General features: G+C 49.7%; 16 protein-coding genes. 7 read left to right on the top strand and 9 right to left on the bottom strand.

Annotated elements, in window-relative coordinates; all coding sequences use genetic code 11:
* Nucleotides 1–179: 179 nt before the first annotated feature.
* The 4 genes from NAZ64_RS20780 to NAZ64_RS20765 all read right to left on the bottom strand — a co-directional run bounded on the left by NAZ64_RS20780 (nt 180) and on the right by NAZ64_RS20765 (nt 4,758).
* Nucleotides 180–1,286 (bottom strand): Gfo/Idh/MocA family protein, encoded by a 1,107-nt coding sequence (locus NAZ64_RS20780; protein ID WP_000988589.1) that lies wholly within the window; start codon nt 1,284–1,286, stop codon nt 180–182.
* 10 nt (nt 1,287–1,296) lie between these two features.
* Nucleotides 1,297–2,577: an MFS transporter gene (locus NAZ64_RS20775; protein WP_023213192.1), complete on the bottom strand. Its 1,281-nt coding sequence runs from the start codon at nt 2,575–2,577 to the stop codon at nt 1,297–1,299.
* A 282-nt stretch (nt 2,578–2,859) separates the two neighbouring features.
* Complete coding sequence (locus NAZ64_RS20770; protein WP_000700859.1) at nt 2,860–3,552, bottom strand: oligogalacturonate-specific porin KdgM family protein; 693 nt, start codon at nt 3,550–3,552, stop codon at nt 2,860–2,862.
* A 45-nt stretch (nt 3,553–3,597) separates the two neighbouring features.
* Nucleotides 3,598–4,758 carry an N-acetylneuraminate epimerase gene (locus tag NAZ64_RS20765; RefSeq protein WP_023220311.1) on the bottom strand — a complete coding sequence of 387 codons (1,161 nt, stop codon included), beginning with the start codon at nt 4,756–4,758 and terminating at the stop codon, nt 3,598–3,600.
* 506 nt (nt 4,759–5,264) lie between these two features.
* On the opposite strand from NAZ64_RS20765, the gene NAZ64_RS20760 reads away from it, so the two are divergent.
* From NAZ64_RS20760 to NAZ64_RS20750, 3 genes are all read left to right on the top strand, one after another.
* A complete protein-coding gene (locus NAZ64_RS20760) occupies nt 5,265–5,945 on the top strand; it encodes an N-acetylmannosamine-6-phosphate 2-epimerase (protein WP_058344313.1) in 681 nt (226 codons plus the stop codon).
* A gap of 336 nt (nt 5,946–6,281) precedes the next feature.
* Entirely contained in the window at nt 6,282–7,778 is a 1,497-nt protein-coding gene (locus NAZ64_RS20755; protein ID WP_000628085.1) for a sodium:solute symporter family protein, read from the top strand.
* 284 nt (nt 7,779–8,062) lie between these two features.
* Complete coding sequence (locus tag NAZ64_RS20750; RefSeq protein ID WP_023252067.1) at nt 8,063–8,944, top strand: MurR/RpiR family transcriptional regulator; 882 nt, start codon at nt 8,063–8,065, stop codon at nt 8,942–8,944.
* Between the two features lie 105 nt (nt 8,945–9,049).
* Here the strand turns inward: NAZ64_RS20750 and phoH are convergent, their stop codons facing one another.
* Together phoH and putP are read right to left on the bottom strand one after the other, a co-directional pair.
* The gene (gene phoH / locus NAZ64_RS20745) at nt 9,050–9,838 is read right to left on the bottom strand and encodes a phosphate starvation-inducible protein PhoH (protein WP_000533527.1); all 789 of its coding nucleotides are present in this window, start codon (nt 9,836–9,838) and stop codon (nt 9,050–9,052) included.
* An 892-nt stretch (nt 9,839–10,730) separates the two neighbouring features.
* Complete coding sequence (putP, locus tag NAZ64_RS20740) at nt 10,731–12,239, bottom strand: sodium/proline symporter PutP (RefSeq protein ID WP_001018467.1); 1,509 nt, start codon at nt 12,237–12,239, stop codon at nt 10,731–10,733.
* 421 nt (nt 12,240–12,660) lie between these two features.
* Here putP and putA point away from each other — a divergent pair, with 421 nt between their 5' ends.
* Complete coding sequence (putA, locus tag NAZ64_RS20735) at nt 12,661–16,623, top strand: trifunctional transcriptional regulator/proline dehydrogenase/L-glutamate gamma-semialdehyde dehydrogenase (protein ID WP_220569273.1); 3,963 nt, start codon at nt 12,661–12,663, stop codon at nt 16,621–16,623.
* Between the two features lie 58 nt (nt 16,624–16,681).
* Nucleotides 16,682–17,077: a lysozyme inhibitor LprI family protein gene (locus tag NAZ64_RS20730; protein WP_000821064.1), complete on the top strand. Its 396-nt coding sequence runs from the start codon at nt 16,682–16,684 to the stop codon at nt 17,075–17,077.
* On the opposite strand, the gene rutR is transcribed toward NAZ64_RS20730, so the two are convergent.
* Together rutR and NAZ64_RS20720 are read right to left on the bottom strand one after the other, a co-directional pair.
* Nucleotides 17,074–17,712, bottom strand: coding sequence for an HTH-type transcriptional regulator RutR (gene rutR / locus NAZ64_RS20725; RefSeq protein WP_000083128.1), 639 nt, complete (start codon nt 17,710–17,712; stop codon nt 17,074–17,076). The genes NAZ64_RS20730 and rutR overlap by 4 nt on opposite strands.
* A 136-nt stretch (nt 17,713–17,848) precedes the next feature.
* Nucleotides 17,849–18,016: a con-10 family general stress protein gene (locus NAZ64_RS20720; RefSeq protein WP_001273663.1), complete on the bottom strand. Its 168-nt coding sequence runs from the start codon at nt 18,014–18,016 to the stop codon at nt 17,849–17,851.
* Nucleotides 18,017–18,400: 384 nt separating this feature from the next.
* Between NAZ64_RS20720 and wrbA the strand changes: the two genes are divergently transcribed.
* A complete protein-coding gene (wrbA, locus tag NAZ64_RS20715) occupies nt 18,401–18,997 on the top strand; it encodes an NAD(P)H:quinone oxidoreductase (RefSeq protein WP_001062898.1) in 597 nt (198 codons plus the stop codon).
* 20 nt (nt 18,998–19,017) lie between these two features.
* Entirely contained in the window at nt 19,018–19,245 is a 228-nt protein-coding gene (locus tag NAZ64_RS20710) for a YccJ family protein (protein WP_001143125.1), read from the top strand.
* A gap of 33 nt (nt 19,246–19,278) precedes the next feature.
* Here the strand turns inward: NAZ64_RS20710 and agp are convergent, their stop codons facing one another.
* Nucleotides 19,279–20,520 (bottom strand): bifunctional glucose-1-phosphatase/inositol phosphatase, encoded by a 1,242-nt coding sequence (agp, locus tag NAZ64_RS20705; protein WP_220569274.1) that lies wholly within the window; start codon nt 20,518–20,520, stop codon nt 19,279–19,281.
* Nucleotides 20,521–20,563: the final 43 nt, after the last annotated feature.

The following is a 20,563-nucleotide window of genomic DNA, read 5'->3' as shown; positions in this document are numbered from 1 at the left end:
CAGCGAGTCAATCCCCCCCTCACCGCCATATTCAAGTTGAGAGCCTGTACAGAAGTACGGGCTTTTTGCTTATATGTGACCCGTCCATTGCCGGATGGCGGCACAGTTCACAGGTGCCTTATCCGGTCTACATAAGCGCAGCGCCACCGGGTAATAACACCACCATCCGGCTTTCAATTTTAGCCAAGAATTTCAGTGAGTTTTACTTTGCGCCCCTCGTTTGAGGAAAGCGTCGCAGCATCAGCGGTAGCAATGGCATTTGTCGCCGCTTCTCCTGTTAGCAATTTAGCAAACTCCTCGCCTGGCTCCAGACCGTTTATCACATCATGCAAGTACTGCATCTCCAGTTTCATAATTGATGAGAGCCACATCGGCGTACGTTTACCGGGTTTACCATAAGCGATTGCGCCATCCATCTCGCTGGATATGTTACCGTTGCGACGATCGTCATCCTCCGCCTGGCTTTCATGCACAAGAAAGTGTGTTTTTTTGCCCGCTTTTATTAGATAACCAGCCGTATTTTGCATATCAATGAGAATTGCACCTGTCGTGCCCTCAATTAATACATAGTGCTCAGGGTAGTGGAACGATGATCCCCACTGAAGTGTCGCGAAACGACCGCTTTCAAACTCAAGGGTGATTAGGACAACATCATCTTCATCACCAAATTTTTCACCTTTGTGCGCAACATTCCCCGCAGCCATTGAAACCAGGGATGGGGTTTCATCCATGATGAACAGTGTACAATCTAGCTCATGAATGTGATGGTACAGATGCCCACCTGACTTTGCGCGAATCTTCTTCCATGAGATCTCATCCTGCACGTCTTCAAAACCATTACGTTTAGTGTGAACTTGTGTAACTTCACCAATTTCACCAGCTTTGATGAGCGCTTTAGCGTGGCGAACCCCGTGAAAAAAGTTCATAACGTGACCCGCCATAAAGGTAACACCAGCTTCTTTGCAGGCATCAACCATATCCTTACAATCCTGGTAATTTAAGGCGATAGGTTTTTCACAAAACACGTGTTTACCCGCTTTAGCCGCCGCAATGACTGGCGCTTTATGTAAGTAATTTGGTGAAGCAATAATTACGCAATCCACATCAGGATGGGTACAAAGCGCCTCCATCGTTGCAGTGGCGACACAGTTCAACTCTTTCGCTATCGGAGCCGCATTTACCGGATCGTAAATCGCAGTGATTTTCGCCCCTTCAACCTTAGACATAAATCGCGCCAGTTCAGCGCCAAAATAACCTGTACCTACAACACCGTATTTCGTCATCATTTATCCTCTATTAAAATTCTTTTGTTGATTGAAAACTTTCACGACGTGCTTTTAGTCTATCCGGAATGGATAGGCCAATAATGAGTAGAATTGTTGCGGTCCAGAAAGCAACAATGAACGTTAGCGCAGCGCCTAGCCCCATTGTTATTCCAAGCCAGGTCGCCGCCATTGAATTGAATGTGCCTGATGTCGCAGCAAGATTATAAATCAGCCCGGTACCCAAACCACGAACCTCAAGAGGAAAGTAGTCGTAGAGAAATTTGGGAACCAACCCGCCAACACCTACGTTAGTCGCCATTAAACCGAATAAACATGCGCCCAGCAGTAAATAATTATCTTGCGGAATTCTGAATAACGGGAAAATGAATAAAAAGGACATGAGAAGACCAATGCTGAACGTTTTCTTCAAACCAATTCTATCTGCGCACAGACCCCAAACGATATTTCCCAATACAGTGCCGAATGCTGCCGCCGTCATTAAATTAGAGACCACGCCCGTATCAAAGCCCTCGCCCGCTAAATATGTAGGCAGTAGACCAAAGATTGGCCAGTTTGCGCCGAAAATAGAGAACAGAACAATAAATACACATAATGTCAGTGGAAATTGAGCTCGATTAAATAGCCCTTTCATTGACAAAGAGAAAACTGACCAGGCACTTTGTGAGTGCTTTCCGAGACCACTGAGTTTGGCTTCTTCCCACTCTTTAGATTCAGGAGCCCTGGCCCGGATGTAGATTACTAAAAGAACGGGTAGCAAACCGACAAAAAAAGCAGCACGCCAACCATACGCTTCGGCAAATGAAGGCATAAAGTAGGCTGCTATGATGTTACCAATACCGAAACCTGAAACCAGAAATGCGCTCGCTTTAGATTTTAAATGCTTTGGCCAACTTTCCACGGCATAAGTAGAAGCGCAAGCATACTCCCCCGCCATCCCCATACCGACAATGAAACGACTAAGCGTCAGCATAATTACACCGGAAGCCAGGCCACTTAACCCTGTACCTACAGAATAGGCAACTATCGACCACATCATTAACGGCTTACGGCCAAATTTATCTGCCAGCAGACCAAATAGCGCCCCGCCAAATGGTCGCCCAATAAAGGCCGCTGTGGCAAGGAATGCGCCCTCCATATCTGTCAATCCTAAGTCAGCCTTGATCAGATACATAATGTAGAAAATCAGCATAAAGTCGAAGCCATCAAAAACGTAACCCAGCCATGCTGAAAATAAAGCATTTTTTTGTGGACGTGTTATCTCGCTATACCACGGGAAGAATTTTGCTATCACAATAAAACCCTTATTTGCTGTTACCGTCTGAAATGCTTACGGAATTAATTTTTAAGTCATATCAATTGCCGAATAAGACACTATCAATCGGTACTTTCCGACAACCGCCTGAGATCGTAGCTATGTAAGGCGTATATTCATTGTTTATCATCCTTATTCGTAGCTACGTTAAGGACGTGAATACTCAAGACAAAGTCTAACGTTCTGTAACGTAGCCACGGGCTATAAGATTATCGATATGAATACTAAGCAAAGATTAGTACAGTAACTCTTTAACCTTTCTCAAAAGTGGTATTGTAATCCAACGCGATAACGGGTCTGTCTCTCATCGGTATTATTTCTCACCGCTACATTTCCAACCTCAACGTATGGTGTAAATGACTTATTCAGTTTCCAGGCTAAAGCCACATTATGCTCATAGTTTGTTTTTTTGTTATCAAATTTAATTTGATCGCTATCCATCCAGGTAAAGTTATATTCTAATTTCAACTCATCAAAAACATAACCTATATAAGTATCAAATCTATTCGTTTTCTCATCATCATTGTAGTTAGCTGTCTTTCTTGCATAGTCATAGCGGTAACGACCAGCCATATAAATACCAGAATCAAAATTATATTGCACCCTTAAATAAGGCTTATAAATTGAAGTGTCTGGACCGCTTTCAAATATAAATCCCGGCTGCAAAACAAAATGGTCCGTAACTTTATAATTATAACTTACGCCCAGTTCTATAGCGTTTGCGACGAGATCGCTTAAATGCTTATCCTGCTCGCCATCTACTCCTCCCGATTTAACGCTGGCATCGACATAAAAACCAATGCCGTTAGGAAGTTTTTCAATTATAGCAATACGGTCTTTATTAATTCTGGTTCTATCAGCATATTCATGCCGATAATCAAGGGTTGCCGCTTGTAGATATGATGAAAATGCTATAAACGAAACCATACCCAGAAGATATCTGTTGATTTTCATAAAATACTCCGCTTATCAATTAACTTTATTTTTGTATTTAAAAAATTATTTCATTAATAAATTACCATCACGCATGGTAAAGGAGGTTACAGACGAAACAGGTTTCCCTTTAGCATTTTCACCACCAATAAGGAAAACTTCATCACCATAACTTACTGATACACCATAGCCGAGAGGTTGTTTCATTTTACCCATATATTGCCAATGGCCATTAACCAAACCATAGACTTCATCTCGCCATTTTTTATTTATTCCTTCGTGGGAATAAAACTTTCCATTGGTATAATTTTGTTTTGCTCCCGGAAAATTCGCGCCACCACCGACAAGCAGGACACCGTGACTATAGCCCGAAAATGCTCCGGCCAACCCTTCCTGCTGTTGTTCTCCAGGCGATGGCGGTAACTGGCTGTTCTTCAACCATGTTAGCTTATCGTTATCCCACATGGCGCGGTAAATCACATCGGTACGTAAACCCGGTTTGAGCTCACCATTAATCAGCATCAGGAAATTATTTTCCATTACCGATGACGATCCTGCCGTCCCCGCGCCTGGCAGCTCACCGGCATTCTTCCATGTGTTCTCTTTAGCATTGTAGATAAATACGATTTTATTAAAAAAATAATCTTTGGCAGGTTTATTAAAATAATTATAGATGACTTTATTTTTTTCACTTTCATCCGCAGCCGCAGCCGCTATATCAATAAAATACTTATCAAAGATATGCTCATTAACCCCTCCGGTAATAAGTACCATCGTTTCGTTTAATTTTACTCCCGTATGCCCTGTTAATCCAACTGGAGATATAGTGTCAACTTTTTGCCATGTATTTTTCACCGGTGAGTATTTGTACACATCGCTATAAACCTGCAACGGTGATTCACTGTTTTTTTTCCCTACGCCACCAAAAACATAAAGCTCATCATTTAAAAATACCGACACGGATTGCTCACGAGCTCCACCAGGAAACGACTTTATACGCTCCCAGTCTTTATGTTGCTTTTTAAGATCAATTTTATACCAGGATGTCCCTGCGGTACCTAAGCCGACATAAATCACGCCATTATTATCAATAGCGCCAGTACCATTTTTCAGTGGTTCTGGTATATCAGGAAGCGTCGTTGCATATCCTGATGTGGTGATAGCAACTGAGAAACATAGCGCCATGAGCGTCATCATTTTCTTAAAATTTTTCATCTGCATCCCCATGCGAAGAAATACAATTGGAGCAAAGCTTCATCATTAGTGATCTTATGGTGCACAATTTCAACAATGACAATGACAAAATGTGACCAAGCGCTAAAAATAATTACATGGGGTTATCATGTGCGAGGTAAAAGCACCCCATGGTGATGTTAGAAGTGATTATGAGTGACCTGTTATGGCCAAACTCATTAGTGATAGCATTTTGAATAAATACAATAAGAATTATGTGATGCATTTCATACTGGCTATCCCGTGGCGTATAAGCTCCTTCTGAGCATTTTATCTTTATGCCGGAAGCAGTTAATAAAATACAGCAAGCTGCCGTCAGAATGAATTGTATTTGTCTTGTAGCTTCAGGTTATAGCCTCAAATCCGCTGGCGCAGTAATTGAATAACAAACATACCTTATGACTGTGTTCACATTTTTCTATCTTTTTGCTTGATGTAGCAACACTCCACGACATAACATAAAACGGAGTAAAACTTCAAAATATATAAGGCGGAACTGGATGTCACTATTAGCCAGGCTGGAACAAAGTGTACACGAAAACGGTGGGCTGATTGTCTCATGCCAACCGGTATCAGGCAGCCCTATGGATAAACCTGAAATTGTGGCTGCAATGGCACAGGCAGCGGCTTCGGCGGGTGCGGTCGCTGTGCGCATTGAAGGCATTGAGAATCTGCGGACTGTTCGTCCCCATCTTTCTGTTCCAATTATTGGGATAATTAAACGTGACCTTACAGGGTCGCCAGTCCGTATCACTCCATATTTACAGGATGTTGACGCCCTGGCGCAGGCAGGTGCCGATATTATCGCTTTTGATGCCTCATTCCGCTCTCGCCCGGTTGATATTGATAGTTTACTGACACGTATTCGCCTGCATGGATTACTGGCGATGGCAGACTGTTCAACCGTGAATGAAGGCATAAGTTGCCATCAGAAAGGAGTCGAATTCATTGGTACAACACTGTCTGGCTATACCGGCCCCATCACGCCGGTTGAGCCAGATTTGGCAATGGTGACGCAACTGAGCCATGCAGGTTGTCGTGTTATTGCCGAGGGGCGCTATAACACGCCTGCACTGGCGGCCAATGCTATTGAGCATGGTGCCTGGGCAGTTACCGTTGGTTCCGCTATCACCCGTATCGAGCATATCTGTCAGTGGTTCAGTCACGCAGTAAAACGCTGAACAGGAAAAGAAAATGAACACGCTTACTATTGATATTTATGTCTCAGAGAATAATCCGACGTTAATAATGCTATCGGCAAATACGATACCCAGGCCTGAAGCCTGTTTGAACGCAATATCGGATATCTGCTATTTCAGGTATCCGGCAGGACATACGTCTGGGCATCACCATTGGTGGAGCATAAATGCTCTGCCTTTTACATCTCATGATTACCGTCATTGGGATTAACAAAAACTATTACTTGATCTGAATATCGTATCGTCTGAATGATGGGAAGGTAAAAATACACAGACGATGACCGCAACTCTACTCAAAACCATAAGCAGGAAAGAACTATGATTACACATTCTTTCGGCATCGTTAATTATCTTGTATTATTTGGCTACCTCCTGGCCATGATGTTAGTCGGTGTCTATTTTTCCAGACGGCAAAAAACAGCAGACGATTATTTTCGCGGTGGTGGCCGGGTTCCTGGTTGGGCGGCTGGGGTCAGTGTATTTGCTACTACGTTAAGCTCAATTACATTTATGTCAATTCCTGCCAAAGCGTTTACTTCCGACTGGACGTTTATCATTGGTCAGTATCTGGCTATCGCAATTTTACCGCTGGTTTTTTATTTCTATATTCCGTTTTTTCGGAAATTGAAAGTCACATCAGCCTATGAATATCTCGAAGCACGGTTCGATGTGCGCTGCCGTCTATTCGCCAGCATGTCATTTATGTTGTTTCATATCGGACGTATCGCCATTATCACTTTCCTCACCGTGCTGGCCTTGCGCCCCTTCATCGCTATAGACCCGGTGATTTTGGTACTGTTGATTAGCGTGATGTGTATCATTTATACCTGGATGGGTGGAATTGAAGGAGTAATATGGACTGATGTTATTCAAGGCCTCTTACTTTCTGGCAGCGCGATACTGATTTTTATAGTGATATGTCTCAAAGTCCAGGGCGGCATTGGTGAAATTTTTACGGTGACGCAGCAGGCGGATAAATTCTTTCCGGCTACGCAGTTCCACTGGAGCTGGACGGAAAGCACAGTACCTGTATTGATGATTGGTTTTCTGTTTGCCAATATTCAGCAATTTACTGCCAGTCAGGATGTGGTCCAACGCTATATCGTGACTGACTCCATAGAGGAAACGAAGAAAACATTACTTACAAATGCCAAACTGGTTGCTGTGATCCCTGTTTTCTTTTTTGCTATCGGCTCGGCATTGTTTGTCTACTATCAGCAACATCCACAATTATTACCGGCGGGATTCAACACTGGCGGCATTTTACCCTTATTCGTGGTCACCGAAATGCCAGTCGGCATTGCAGGGTTGATAATCGCCGCTATTTTCGCTGCTGCGCAGTCCAGTATCTCCAGCAGCTTAAACAGCATTTCCAGTTGTTTTAATTCCGATATCTATCAGCGTTTGAGTCATAAAAAAAGAACGCCAGAAAACCGTATGAAAATAGCTAAGTTAGTTATTCTGGTCGCGGGCCTGATAAGTAGCGCGGCCTCGGTATGGCTGGTCATGGCCGATGAATCAGAAATCTGGGATGCATTTAATAGTCTGATAGGTCTGATGGGAGGGCCAATGACCGGTCTGTTCATGCTGGGCATTTTCTTTAAACGAGCAAATGCCGGGAGTGCGGTTTTAGGAATTATTATCAGCGTCATTACCGTGCTGGGCGCACGCTATGCCACTGACCTTAACTTCTTCTTTTATGGGGTCATTGGCTCGCTAAGCGTGGTGATCAGCGGCGTTATTTTCGCCCCGTTATTTGCCCCGGCACCGCCATTGACGCTGGATGAAAAACCTGAACCAAAGGTGACATTATGATTTCATGATACCACGCTATACCGACACAGCACACGGTGACGCCAACACCCGGGGCGACAATACCGGGCCAGGTATAAACCATCCGTCAAATGGCGCGCTATAAACACCGTAAGAGCAACAGATTACTCTCCAGTGATGTTCTGTCATAAGTTGGCAACGCGATGTAAATATTTCCCCTCCTTTACTTACATCGCGCTTTTTTTCATGCCGCAGAATTGATAGGCTCTGCTCTGTTCGATATTGCAGGCTTTGTGCCGCAATCAGCCCCCAAGAGCAGGAACTATATGGAGTCTCAACCCCCACGTCTTAAACCCGGAAAAATCCTTGACACTCTGGGTGCTATGCAAAAAAGCCTGACACGTGCCTCCCAGCGTATTGCGCAATATATTTTAGCCTTCCCCAGACAGGTGACACAGTCATCTATTGCCGATTTGTCGCGCGACACACAGGCCGGAGAAGCCACGGTTATTCGCTTTTGTCGCACCCTGGGCTATAAAGGTTTTCAGGATTTTAAAATGGACCTGGCCATTGAACTTGCCACTACCGAGTCTGATGACAGTAGTCCTCTACTGGATGCCGAAGTTAGCGAATCCGACGATGCCCACGCCATTGGTTTAAAATTGCAGAACACCATTAGTAATGTATTATCTGAAACGCTAAATCTGCTTGATATGCAACAGGTTCTCGGTGTCGTGGACGCCCTACGTCACTGTCACTCAGTTTATATCTTTGGTGTGGGCTCATCGGGGATCACGGCGCTGGATATGAAACACAAGCTAATGCGTATTGGTTTACGGGGCGATGCGGTAAGCAATAACCATTTTATGTACATGCAGGCTACGCTATTAAAAGCAGGCGATGTCGCGATGGGTGTCAGTCACTCGGGCACATCGCCAGAAACAGTGCATTCACTCCGATTGGCCCGACAGGCTGGCGCCACCACAGTCGCCATTACCCATAATCTGGGTTCTCCATTATGTGAAGAGGCCGATTTTTGCCTGATCAATGGTAATCGGCAAGGAATGTTGCAGGGTGACTCGATCGGTACGAAAGCCGCGCAGCTTTTCGTCTTTGACCTGCTCTATACCCTTCTTGTACAGTCCTCGCCGGAACAGGCCCGAGAAAGCAAATTACGGACAATGAATGCCCTGGACATGACAAAATAATGCCCTTCACGTACAGGCGTCATTTTCCTTTTTTGTCCATGAGTCTGCTGGACGCTTTATAGACAACAAAGCCCGGTCTCCCGGGCTCTGAAAGTCAATGCTATATTAGCTGTATGCGTGAAGCGTTCGCTGACAAAGCGCCGAGCGCACGCAGTCGTCTTTGTTGAAATGCACAATCCCTACCATTTCATCTTCTTCAAAGCGTTCCAACGCATCGCTCAACCCGGAACGCACGCCGCGCGGCAGGTCGCATTGCGTAATATCGCCATTGACAATGACCGTGACATTTTCGCCTAGTCGCGTCAAAAACATTTTCATTTGCGCCGCAGTCACATTTTGCGCCTCGTCGAGGATCACGACCGCATTTTCAAAAGTACGCCCACGCATATAGGCGAACGGGGCAATTTCTACCTTACCGATTTCCGGGCGCAAACAATATTGCATAAAGGACGCGCCCAACCGTTTAAGCAGGACATCGTAGACGGGACGAAAATAAGGCGCGAATTTTTCAGCGATATCACCGGGCAAAAAACCAAGATCTTCATCAGCTTGCAATACCGGACGCGTCACAATGATCCTCTCGACGTCCTTATGAATCAATGCTTCTGCCGCCTTTGCCGCACTGATCCATGTTTTTCCGCAGCCGGCTTCGCCGGTCGCAAAAATAAGCTGTTTACTGTCAATAGCGTTCAGATAATGCGCCTGTGCTTCATTTCGTGCCTTAACAGGAGAGGTATCGCGACTATCGCGCGCCATGCCAATGGCTTCTACTCCGCCCATCTGCACCAGTGACGTGACCGATTCTTCTTCACGTTGCTTATGACTACGCGAATCTCGTCTCAACACACGCTTTGCTTCACGACGAGCTTTGATCACTGCTTTTTGTCTTCCCATGGATAGCACCTTGAGTTGTAGGTATACATCACCCGCGTTCTCTTGAACGCGATTATGCGCACACACATCTGAGGGTTGGCTTCCTTGTAAGCCTTAGCTTGCTTTTTGAAACGACGCCACACACGGCTACGCGCACCACATATGACGTCATGGGTATGGTCAGTAAGGGAAATGATAAGAGCTTTTAAGATGACAAGACCACCACCGGAGAGAGAATGTCCGTTCAGGGTGTTGTAACTACTGTAAACAATGTGTCCTGGTGCGGACATTACCATTCGCGATCTCCATAGTGAGTGACCATCACTGCCGGGGAACTACCGCTATTACTACTAAGTACAACACAAAACATCAATAATGCAACAATATATTCACCAAGCATTAACCAAAAATTATTGCGTCATTGTCAGTCTCTTACAGAAAGATTACACGATTATTTCATCGGCAGGAGACTAAAAAAGATAATCATTAGCTACCGCGGGTATTAATGCTGAAAACATCCATAACCCATTGAATATTGAACATATATAAGGTTAAAATGGAATAATTAACGTGTCCTCTCTCCCATCGCTAAAACGGCATTATTTATGCAAAATTTTGTGCGGCATACTTACGCCAGTAACGCTGACTCGTTTTAATTTTTGTCATTACTCTATTGCGTCAAGGCTATTGGTACCATTAACAGGCGATTTCATATATGGCTAGTTAGTGATTACTCGAGACGTATTACGCCCGCGTTAACGGCGCTCAAGGGCTAAAAATAGTTTGAGAGAGCGTCCTCATTTACCTGAACATCTTCAGTCAATCGGTCCGGGACTTATCAGAGGACCAGGCAGGCGTATAACGCCGCCTGGTAAAATATGTCCGATGGCAATAATGCTATCGGACATGTCGGTTATTCCGCCTGTAGCTTCGACGGCGGCGCGGAATGATAATGCGCGTCCGCTTTTGCAAAGCGTTCCTGCATCGCTGCTGTCGGCGCTTTGCCAAGCAGGCTAAAGATTACGATCCCCAGGCTGCCGAAAATGAAGCCAGGGATGATCTCATACAGATCCAGCCAGCCATATTGTTTCCAGACGATAACCGTCACCGCGCCAATAATCATTCCCGCCAGCGCGCCGTTACGTGTCATACGCGACCACATCACAGAAAACAGGACAACAGGTCCAAATGCCGCGCCGAATCCAGCCCAGGCGTAGCTCACCAGCCCCAGCACACGGTTATCGGGATTCGCCGCCAGCGCAATGGCGATCAGCGCTACCACCAGCACCATCACTCGCCCTACCCATACCAGCTCTTGCTGGCTGGCGCTTTTACGCAGAAAAGCCTTATATAAATCTTCTGTAATCGCGCTGGAGCATACCAGCAACTGACAGCTCAACGTCGACATCACCGCCGCCAGGATAGCAGACAGCAGAACACCGGCAATCCACGGGTTAAACAGGATCTGCGCCAGTTCAATAAATACGCGTTCTGAGTTTTGGTTCACCGCCCCGGCCAGCGCGGGGTTATTGTTAAAGTACGCAATGCCAAAGAAGCCCACCGCCACCGCGCCCGCCAGACACAGAATCATCCAGGTCATACTGATACGACGCGCATGAACAATGCTGTGATGGGAGTCCGCCGCCATAAAGCGCGCCAGGATATGCGGCTGACCGAAGTAACCCAGTCCCCAGCCCATCAGGGAAATAATAGCGACAAAATTCAGCCCCTTGAGCATGTCGACATTCTCGATGCTCTTTTGCTTGATCACCTCCAGCGACTCGCTAAAACCGCCTACGCCGACAATAACCATCACCGGCGTCAGGATTAACGCAAAAATCATCAGGCTGGCCTGAACGGTATCCGTCCAGCTAACGGCAAGAAACCCGCCGATAAAGGTATAAATAATGGTTGCCGCGGCCCCCGCCCACAGTGCGGTTTCATAGCTCATACCGAAGGTGCTTTCGAACAGTCGTGCCCCAGCGACAATACCTGATGCGCAATAGATAGTGAAAAACAACAGAATGACCAGCGCGGAAATAATACGCAGGACTCGGCTCTTATCTTCAAACCGACCGGTAAAATAGTCCGGCAGCGTGAGCGCATTATTGTTAAATTCGGTATGCACGCGCAGGCGCCCGGCCACCAGCTTCCAGTTAATCCATGCGCCTAACGTCAGGCCAATGGCGATCCAGCTTTCAGAGATCCCCGACAGAAAGATAGCGCCAGGCAGCCCCATTAACAGCCAGCCGCTCATATCCGACGCGCCGGCTGATAAAGCCGTAACAAACGGCCCCAGACTGCGACCGCCAAGAATATAGTCATCAAAGTTTTTGGTTGAGCGCCAGGCGATAAACCCAATCAATATCATGCCAAAAATATAGACACAGAATGTCACCAACATCGGTGTGCTAATAGCCATCAAGGTTCTCCAAATTTATTTATTGGCACTACCGTAGCGTGCCGTTTTGTACCCTGCCGGAACGTGGCAAGGGTGTTATGTTTACCAGGGCGACCGTATCCTGCCGGAAGCGGTGGTTATTCACAATCGATTTAACACACCATTTACATCAAATTTGATTGCAGAGGGATACTATTTTTCTCCAGGTTGCACTCTCTCACATTTTTTGCGGTTGCACCTTTTAAAAGTGTTAACTACCGCAGAGAAAATAAATCCAGATGGTTTTCCCCGTCAGACTCCCCCTTTCTTTTTTTAACAATTTATTCATTTTTAAGCTTGCAACGCAGGTCACATTTAACGCGGTTGCACAAAGTTGCAACATAGTGGATATTTTCCGCTAACTATTGGTTAGCAGATAGAGCAAATAACAGGAGTAGAGGGTATGGGAACCACCACGATGGGGGTTAAGCTGGACGACGCCACGCGCGAACGGATCAAAATGGCCGCCTCGCGTATCGATCGCACGCCGCACTGGTTAATAAAACAGGCAATCTTTAGCTATCTGGACAAGCTGGAAAATAGCGATACGCTACCAGAGCTACCTGCGCTGTTTGCCGGCGCGGCAAATGAAAGCGAGGAGCCGGTCGCGCCGCAGGATGAGCCGCATCAGCCCTTTCTGGAGTTTGCCGAACAGATTCTTCCCCAATCCGTCTCTCGCGCCGCCATCACCGCCGCCTGGCGCCGCCCGGAAACCGATGCGGTGTCAATGCTAGTGGAACAGGCGCGCCTGTCGCCGCCTGTCGCGGAGCAGGCGCATAAACTGGCGTATCAACTGGCGGAGAAATTGCGCAATCAAAAATCCGCCAGCGGTCGCGCGGGCATGGTGCAAGGCCTGTTGCAGGAGTTTTCCCTCTCTTCGCAAGAAGGCGTAGCGCTGATGTGTCTGGCGGAAGCGCTGCTGCGTATTCCCGACAAAGCTACGCGCGATGCGTTAATTCGCGACAAAATCAGTAATGGCAACTGGCAGTCGCATATTGGCCGTAGCCCGTCGCTGTTTGTAAACGCCGCTACCTGGGGGCTGCTCTTTACCGGCCGACTGGTCTCAACGCATAACGAAGCCAATCTTTCACGCTCGCTGAACCGCATTATCGGCAAGAGCGGCGAGCCGTTAATCCGCAAAGGCGTCGACATGGCGATGCGTTTAATGGGCGAACAGTTCGTGACTGGCGAAACCATTGCTCAGGCGCTGGCGAATGCCCGAAAACTGGAAGAGAAAGGGTTCCGCTATTCTTACGATATGCTGGGCGAAGCCGCGTTAACCGCCGCCGATGCGCAGGCCTATATGGTCTCTTACCAGCAAGCGATTCATGCCATCGGCAAAGCGTCTAACGGTCGCGGTATTTACGAAGGGCCAGGCATCTCGATTAAGCTGTCCGCCCTGCATCCACGCTATAGTCGCGCGCAATACGATCGGGTAATGGAGGAGCTTTATCCGCGCCTGAAATCCCTGACGCTGCTGGCGCGCCAGTATGATATCGGTCTCAATATCGACGCCGAAGAGGCGGATCGTCTGGAGATCTCGCTCGATCTGCTGGAAAAACTCTGCTTCGAACCCGAACTCGCAGGCTGGAACGGCATTGGCTTTGTGATCCAGGCTTACCAGAAACGCTGCCCGCTGGTCATTGATTATTTAGTCGATCTGGCCTCCCGTAGCCGCCGTCGGCTGATGATTCGTCTGGTGAAAGGCGCCTACTGGGATAGCGAGATCAAACGCGCGCAAATGGAAGGGCTGGAGGGCTATCCGGTTTATACCCGCAAAGTGTATACCGATGTCTCTTATCTGGCCTGCGCGAAAAAACTGCTCGCCGTCCCTAATCTGATCTACCCGCAGTTCGCGACCCATAACGCTCACACACTGGCGGCAATTTATCATCTGGCCGGGCAAAATTACTATCCAGGTCAGTACGAATTCCAGTGCCTGCACGGCATGGGCGAACCGCTGTATGAACAGGTCACCGGTAAAGTGGCGGACGGAAAACTTAACCGTCCCTGCCGTATTTACGCGCCGGTGGGAACACACGAAACCCTGCTGGCCTATCTGGTACGACGCCTGCTGGAAAACGGCGCCAACACCTCTTTTGTCAACCGTATCGCCGATGCCACCCTACCGCTCGATGAACTGGTGGCCGACCCGGTCGGGGCCGTGGAAAAACTGGCGCAGCAGGAAGGTCAGGCTGGCATACCGCATCCGAAAATTCCGCTGCCGCGCGATCTGTACGGCGAAGGTCGGATAAACTCCGCCGGACTTGATTTAGCGAATGAACATCGCCTCGCCTCGCTTTCTTCTGCCCTGTTAAGCAACGCCATGCAGAAATGGCAGGCCAAACCTGTGCTGGAACAACCGGTGGCCGACGGTGAGATGACGCCGGTTATCAACCCGGCGGAACCGAAAGATATTGTCGGCTGGGGACGCGAAGCGACAGAAAGCGAGGTTGAACAGGCATTGCAAAACGCGGTCAATCAGGCGCCGGTTTGGTTTGCGACGCCGCCGCAAGAACGCGCCGCCATTTTGCAGCGGGCGGCGGTATTGATGGAAGACCAAATGCAGCAGTTGATTGGCCTGTTGGTGCGCGAAGCGGGGAAAACGTTCAGCAACGCCATTGCCGAAGTGCGCGAAGCGGTAGACTTCCTCCATTATTATGCCGGTCAAGTGCGTGACGATTTCGATAACGAAACGCATCGCCCGTTAGGGCCGGTGGTCTGTATCAGTCCGTGGAACTTCCCGCTGGCCATTTTCACCGGCCAAATCGCCGCCGCGCTGGCGGCAGGTAACAGCGTTCTGGCGAAACCGGCAGAGCAGACATCGCTGATTGCCGCCCAGGGCATTGCCATTTTGCTGGAAGCGGGCGTACCACCGGGCGTCGTGCAACTGTTGCCGGGACGGGGAGAAACCGTCGGCGCCCAGCTTACCGCCGATGCGCGTGTACGCGGCGTGATGTTTACCGGCTCCACGGAGGTCGCGACGTTGTTGCAGCGCAACATCGCCACGCGTCTTGACGCCCAGGGCCGCCCTATTCCGTTGATTGCGGAAACCGGCGGTATGAACGCTATGATTGTCGACTCTTCCGCGCTCACCGAGCAGGTGGTCGTGGATGTGCTGGCTTCCGCTTTCGACAGCGCCGGACAACGCTGTTCCGCGCTCCGCGTGCTGTGTTTGCAGGACGATATCGCCGAACATACGCTGAAAATGTTACGCGGCGCGATGGCGGAGTGTCGGATGGGGAATCCAGGCCGTCTGACGACCGATATCGGGCCGGTGATTGATAGCGAGGCCAAAGCCAACATTGAACGTCATATCCAAACGATGCGCGCCAAAGGCCGCCCGGTTTTCCAGGCCGCGCGTGAAAACAGCGATGACGCGCAGGAATGGCAGACCGGTACGTTTGTTATGCCCACGCTTATTGAGTTGGAAAACTTCGCAGAACTGGAAAAAGAGGTCTTCGGGCCCGTGCTGCATGTCGTGCGTTATAACCGTAACCAACTGGCGGAGCTTATCGAACAGATTAACGCTTCCGGCTACGGGCTAACGCTGGGCGTACATACCCGTATTGATGAAACCATTGCGCAAGTCACCGGTTCCGCCCATGTCGGCAACCTGTACGTTAACCGTAATATGGTGGGCGCGGTCGTCGGCGTCCAGCCGTTTGGCGGCGAAGGACTGTCCGGTACCGGGCCAAAAGCGGGAGGGCCGCTCTATCTCTACCGCCTGCTGGCACACCGCCCGCCCAATGCGCTCAATACGACGCTAACTCGTCAGGATGCGCGTTACCCGGTGGATGCGCAGCTTAAAACCACGCTACTCGCGCCGTTGACCGCCCTGACGCAATGGGCGGCGGATCGCCCGGCGCTACAGACGCTCTGCCGACAATTCGCCGATCTGGCGCAGGCCGGCACGCAGCGCCTGCTACCGGGGCCGACCGGCGAGCGCAATACCTGGACGTTGTTGCCGCGTGAACGGGTATTATGCCTGGCTGATGACGAACAGGACGCGCTGACGCAGCTTGCCGCCGTTCTCGCCGTCGGCAGTCAGGCGCTATGGTCAGACGACGCCTTCCACCGCGATCTGGCGAAACGTCTCCCCGCCGCCGTTGCGGCGCGTGTCCAGTTTGCGAAAGCGGAAACGCTGATGGCGCAGCCGTTTGACGCGGTGATTTTCCACGGCGACTCCGACAAGCTGCGAACCGTTTGCGAAGCCGTCGCCGCCCGCGAAGGCGCGATAGTGTCGGTACAGGGGTTCGCCCGCGGCGAAAGCAATATGCTGCTGGAACGGCTCTATATTGAACGTTCGCTGAGCGTAAACACTGCTGCCGCTGGCGGTAATGCCAGCCTGATGACAATTGGCTAATACTGTGGTTAATTAAGGCTCCGTCAATGGAGCCTTTTTACTCGCGTCAGAGGAGCGTATGAAACGAATTTTCCTTACCTGCGCGGCGTTGTTGTTCAGCAGCCAGGCGTTGGCCGATGAGTGTGCCAGCGCCAGTACGCAGCTGGAAATGAATCGCTGCGCCGCCGCGCAATACCAGGCGGCAGATAAAAAGCTGAACGAAACCTATCAAAGCGCGCTTAAGCGTGCGCAACCGCCGCAGCGCGAGCTGTTGCAAAAAGCGCAGGTGGCATGGATTGCCCTGCGGGACGCCGATTGCGCTCTGATTCGCTCAGGTACGGAGGGCGGCAGCGTGCAACCCATGATCGCCAGCCAGTGCCTGACCGATAAAACGAACGAACGCGAAGCGTTTTTAGCCTCGCTGCTGCAATGTGAAGAGGGTGATTTGAGCTGCCCACTGCCGCCAGCCGGTTAACGCACGCGAATCCCTTCAATAATAATGCGCTGAACGCTTTCGACCGTTTGGTTGAAAAAGGCTTCATCGCGAAGCGTCGCGCCGGTTACCGCCTCAACCTGAGGGGCAAAATCGGCGTAATGTTGCGTGGCGGCCCAAATCATGAAGATCAAATGGTGCGGGGAGACAGGCGCCAGTTTCCCGCTGTGCACCCATCCGGCAATCAGCGCGGATTTTTCATCTATCAACGCTTTTAGATCGCCGGTCAGTTCCTCCATCAAGAGCGGCGCGCCCGCCAGCATCTCCATACAGAAGAGCCGCGACGCCTGCGGATAATCACGCGAAACTTCCAGCTTGAGACGGATATACTCTTTGATGGCCTCCAGAGGGGAAAATTCTGCGCGAAACGCCTTGAGCGGCGCCAGCCAGACATCCAGGATCTGTCGCATTACCGCGACATACAGCGCCTCTTTCGAGGGATAATAATAAAGCAGATTGGTTTTGGAGACGCCTGCCCGCTCGGCGACCTGCTCAAGACGCGCGCCATGAATGCCATACTGGGAAAAAACAGCAAGCGCGGCGGTTAAGATAAGCTGCCGTTTTGCACCGGTGGCCTGCGAGCGTTTCCCGATTTTTTTCTCTGTGCGTTGCGACATGCGCCCTCTCCTTTTTGTCAGGACGCAAGCATACCAAATCCGGCTTATAAACAAAAAAACCGCCGGAAATCCGGCGGCGGTGGCGCATGACGCTTTTTAGCGCGAAACGCTCAGCGTCTTGCTGTTGTGACGCAGGCTAGCTATTACGGTTACTGCTTTTGCCCCCTTTTTTGCCTGCTTCGGATGCACGCTGCGGGTCATTCTTAAAATTGCCCCCGCTGTGCTGACCACCTTTACGACCTGCTTCTGATGCTCTTTCGCGGTCTTCCGCAAAATTACCGGAACCGCCACGATGGTTTGCCATTACTGACCTCCGTCATAGATTAGACATCATATTGCATAGGTAATGAGGAGTATCTCCTCGCGCCGCGTATGAACGATATCATCAGTAACGCCGCGTAACATTAAGCATAGTGAAAAACGCCGTGGTAGGCCGCTTACCGAAATATTCTGCAACATCGGAAGCCGAATATGCAGAATAATAACCATGAGAAATAAATAAGTTATTCTTATACTTGGAAAAATCAAAGCGCTTAAAAATGTATCATTTTGCAACAAAGGTCGCCAAATTAATTATTGTTATAAATCAAAGAAATGGCGCTGAAATTTGCACTCTTCACAGGAGAGCATATCTTTAAATAGACGTAGCGAATCGCTACACACCTGATTAATCTGAGGAGTAGTACAAATGGCAAAGATTCTGGTGCTCTATTATTCCATGTACGGACACATTGAAACCATGGCGCATGCGGTGGCGGAAGGGGCAAAGAAAGTCGACGGCGCAGAGGTCATTATAAAGCGTGTGCCAGAAACAATGCCGCCTGAAATCTTCGCAAAAGCTGGCGGTAAAACACAAAACGCACCGGTTGCCACCCCACAGGAGCTGGCGGATTACGATGCCATTATTTTTGGTACGCCAACCCGGTTTGGCAATATGTCAGGCCAGATGCGTACCTTCCTGGACCAAACCGGCGGACTGTGGGCATCCGGCGCGCTATACGGCAAGCTCGGCAGCGTGTTCAGTTCTACCGGAACGGGCGGCGGCCAGGAGCAGACGATCACCTCGACCTGGACTACGCTTGCCCATCATGGGATGGTGATTGTCCCGATAGGCTATGCCGCACAGGAACTGTTTGACGTCTCCCAGGTTCGCGGCGGCACGCCTTACGGCGCAACAACTATCGCCGGAGGCGACGGTTCACGTCAACCAAGCCAGGAGGAACTCTCTATCGCTCGCTATCAGGGGGAATACGTCGCCGGTCTGGCAGTCAAACTCAACGGCTAATCTTCAACAGGAGGATTCGAATGCCAACTCAAGAAGCAAAAGCGCACCGCGTCGGCGAATGGGCAAGCCTGCGTAATACGTCGCCGGAAATTGCCGAAGCCATTTTTGAAGTCGCTCACTATGACGAGAAACTGGCAGAAAAAATATGGGAAGAAGGTAGCGATGAGGTGCTGATCAAAGCCTTTGAGAAAACGGACAAAGACTCGCTCTTCTGGGGCGAACAAATCATCGAACGTAAGAACGTATAACACAAACGCCCCCGCCTGCGCGGGGGCATACGGCTATTTTGCAGCAGTGTTCATAACGTTATCGAACTTATCCAGCGGACAGAAGCCGTTCGCATCCACCGGACATCCTTTCAGTTCCAGCGTTACCCTTTGCGCGGGCGATTTGAGCGTTAACGCTTCCGCGTTACGTAACTGCCGGGTGCTCTGGTAGACATACTCGATTTTCATCAAATCCCGGTTAGCGTTGCCGTCATACCAGCGTTGGAAGACAAGCTGGCCGCCAATCGGCGTTCTCTCATACTGGTCATGGAGCTGATAGGGTTTAAAATCCAGCGCCGTCAGCAGCGACGCGATATTGGAATCATGCCCCACCAGCACGGTAACCTTCGGCGCGCTAACGCGATCGGCAACCAGCACCTTATCGATATACTTCACCAGCGGCGCAGCGACATTGCGCGCCACCGTGGGTGAGGTAAACAGGCTGTCCTGATAGCCGTTTTTCAGTTTTGACAGCACCTTCCACTGCCGATCGGTGTGGATGCCGCCCCAGGCGACCTGATCCATCGGAAACCCTTCGTAATATTGCAGGGTAAACGCATCCACCAGCGAGTTCCCTACTTTAAGCGGCCCCTGCACGCCAGGCTCTTGCTGATAGTTCGCGCTGAAGGTATCTTTCGCATCGATTAGCGAACACTGATGCTTCTCTTTGCAGGACGGCGAGTCCTGATAATGCGTTATCTGCTCAAGCAGTTTATAACTCTCATCAAGATGTAGCTGACTACGCGCCTTTTCCATCGCCTGTACGGCCTGTTGCCGGAACGCGGCGGAATCATCGGTAATCACCGGATTGAAGGTAGGGTCCATAGTGCCCATTTTTTCCTGATGATGAACAGGAATATCACAGCCGGGGAAAGCGCCGGTAATGAAAAATTGCGCGGTGGCGACGGTGCGCTGCAAACTATTCGCATAGGCATATACCGTGTCGGGTGCCGGACATTCTCCCGACGGTATCAGCCCCTGCGCGACCAGCCATTCACGTGTGTAGTGTCCCATATAGACTTCCAGCACACCGCCTTTCGTCGTCAGTTGCCCGCCGGGAACGTCCCACGCCGGCCAGGCGTTCGGCGTCGACTGCGCCAGTACGCTGCCATTATTCGCCAGCGGCGCCCGCAGATTATGGCGGCTCATCATCAGCACCTGTTGTAATTGATAACCCTCCGGCGTTGTCTGCGCCTGTACGGCGGATGACAACAAAACAGCCCCTGCCACAGCAACAGCGAGTAATGATTTTTTCATCCCTATGACCTCTTGTTGTTATCAAATCGTTCTGAGTGTGACA

Source organism: Salmonella sp. A1325, from assembly GCF_056991255.1.
This window is presented reverse-complemented; position numbering and strand designations above follow the sequence as displayed.

What these genes read in the sequence shown, in the direction of transcription:
- NAZ64_RS20780 (WP_000988589.1), bottom strand. Translation starts at nt 1,286, where the DNA reads ATGATGACGAAATACGGTGTTGTAGGTACAGGTTATTTTGGCGCTGAA.
- NAZ64_RS20770 (WP_000700859.1), bottom strand. Translation starts at nt 3,552, where the DNA reads ATGAAAATCAACAGATATCTTCTGGGTATGGTTTCGTTTATAGCATTT.
- NAZ64_RS20765 (WP_023220311.1), bottom strand. Translation starts at nt 4,758, where the DNA reads ATGGGGATGCAGATGAAAAATTTTAAGAAAATGATGACGCTCATGGCG.
- NAZ64_RS20760 (WP_058344313.1), top strand. Translation starts at nt 5,265, where the DNA reads ATGTCACTATTAGCCAGGCTGGAACAAAGTGTACACGAAAACGGTGGG.
- NAZ64_RS20755 (WP_000628085.1), top strand. Translation starts at nt 6,282, where the DNA reads ATGATTACACATTCTTTCGGCATCGTTAATTATCTTGTATTATTTGGC.
- NAZ64_RS20750 (WP_023252067.1), top strand. Translation starts at nt 8,063, where the DNA reads ATGGAGTCTCAACCCCCACGTCTTAAACCCGGAAAAATCCTTGACACT.
- phoH (WP_000533527.1), bottom strand. Translation starts at nt 9,838, where the DNA reads ATGGGAAGACAAAAAGCAGTGATCAAAGCTCGTCGTGAAGCAAAGCGT.
- putP (WP_001018467.1), bottom strand. Translation starts at nt 12,239, where the DNA reads ATGGCTATTAGCACACCGATGTTGGTGACATTCTGTGTCTATATTTTT.
- putA (WP_220569273.1), top strand. Translation starts at nt 12,661, where the DNA reads ATGGGAACCACCACGATGGGGGTTAAGCTGGACGACGCCACGCGCGAA.
- NAZ64_RS20730 (WP_000821064.1), top strand. Translation starts at nt 16,682, where the DNA reads ATGAAACGAATTTTCCTTACCTGCGCGGCGTTGTTGTTCAGCAGCCAG.
- rutR (WP_000083128.1), bottom strand. Translation starts at nt 17,712, where the DNA reads ATGTCGCAACGCACAGAGAAAAAAATCGGGAAACGCTCGCAGGCCACC.
- NAZ64_RS20720 (WP_001273663.1), bottom strand. Translation starts at nt 18,016, where the DNA reads ATGGCAAACCATCGTGGCGGTTCCGGTAATTTTGCGGAAGACCGCGAA.
- wrbA (WP_001062898.1), top strand. Translation starts at nt 18,401, where the DNA reads ATGGCAAAGATTCTGGTGCTCTATTATTCCATGTACGGACACATTGAA.
- NAZ64_RS20710 (WP_001143125.1), top strand. Translation starts at nt 19,018, where the DNA reads ATGCCAACTCAAGAAGCAAAAGCGCACCGCGTCGGCGAATGGGCAAGC.
- agp (WP_220569274.1), bottom strand. Translation starts at nt 20,520, where the DNA reads ATGAAAAAATCATTACTCGCTGTTGCTGTGGCAGGGGCTGTTTTGTTG.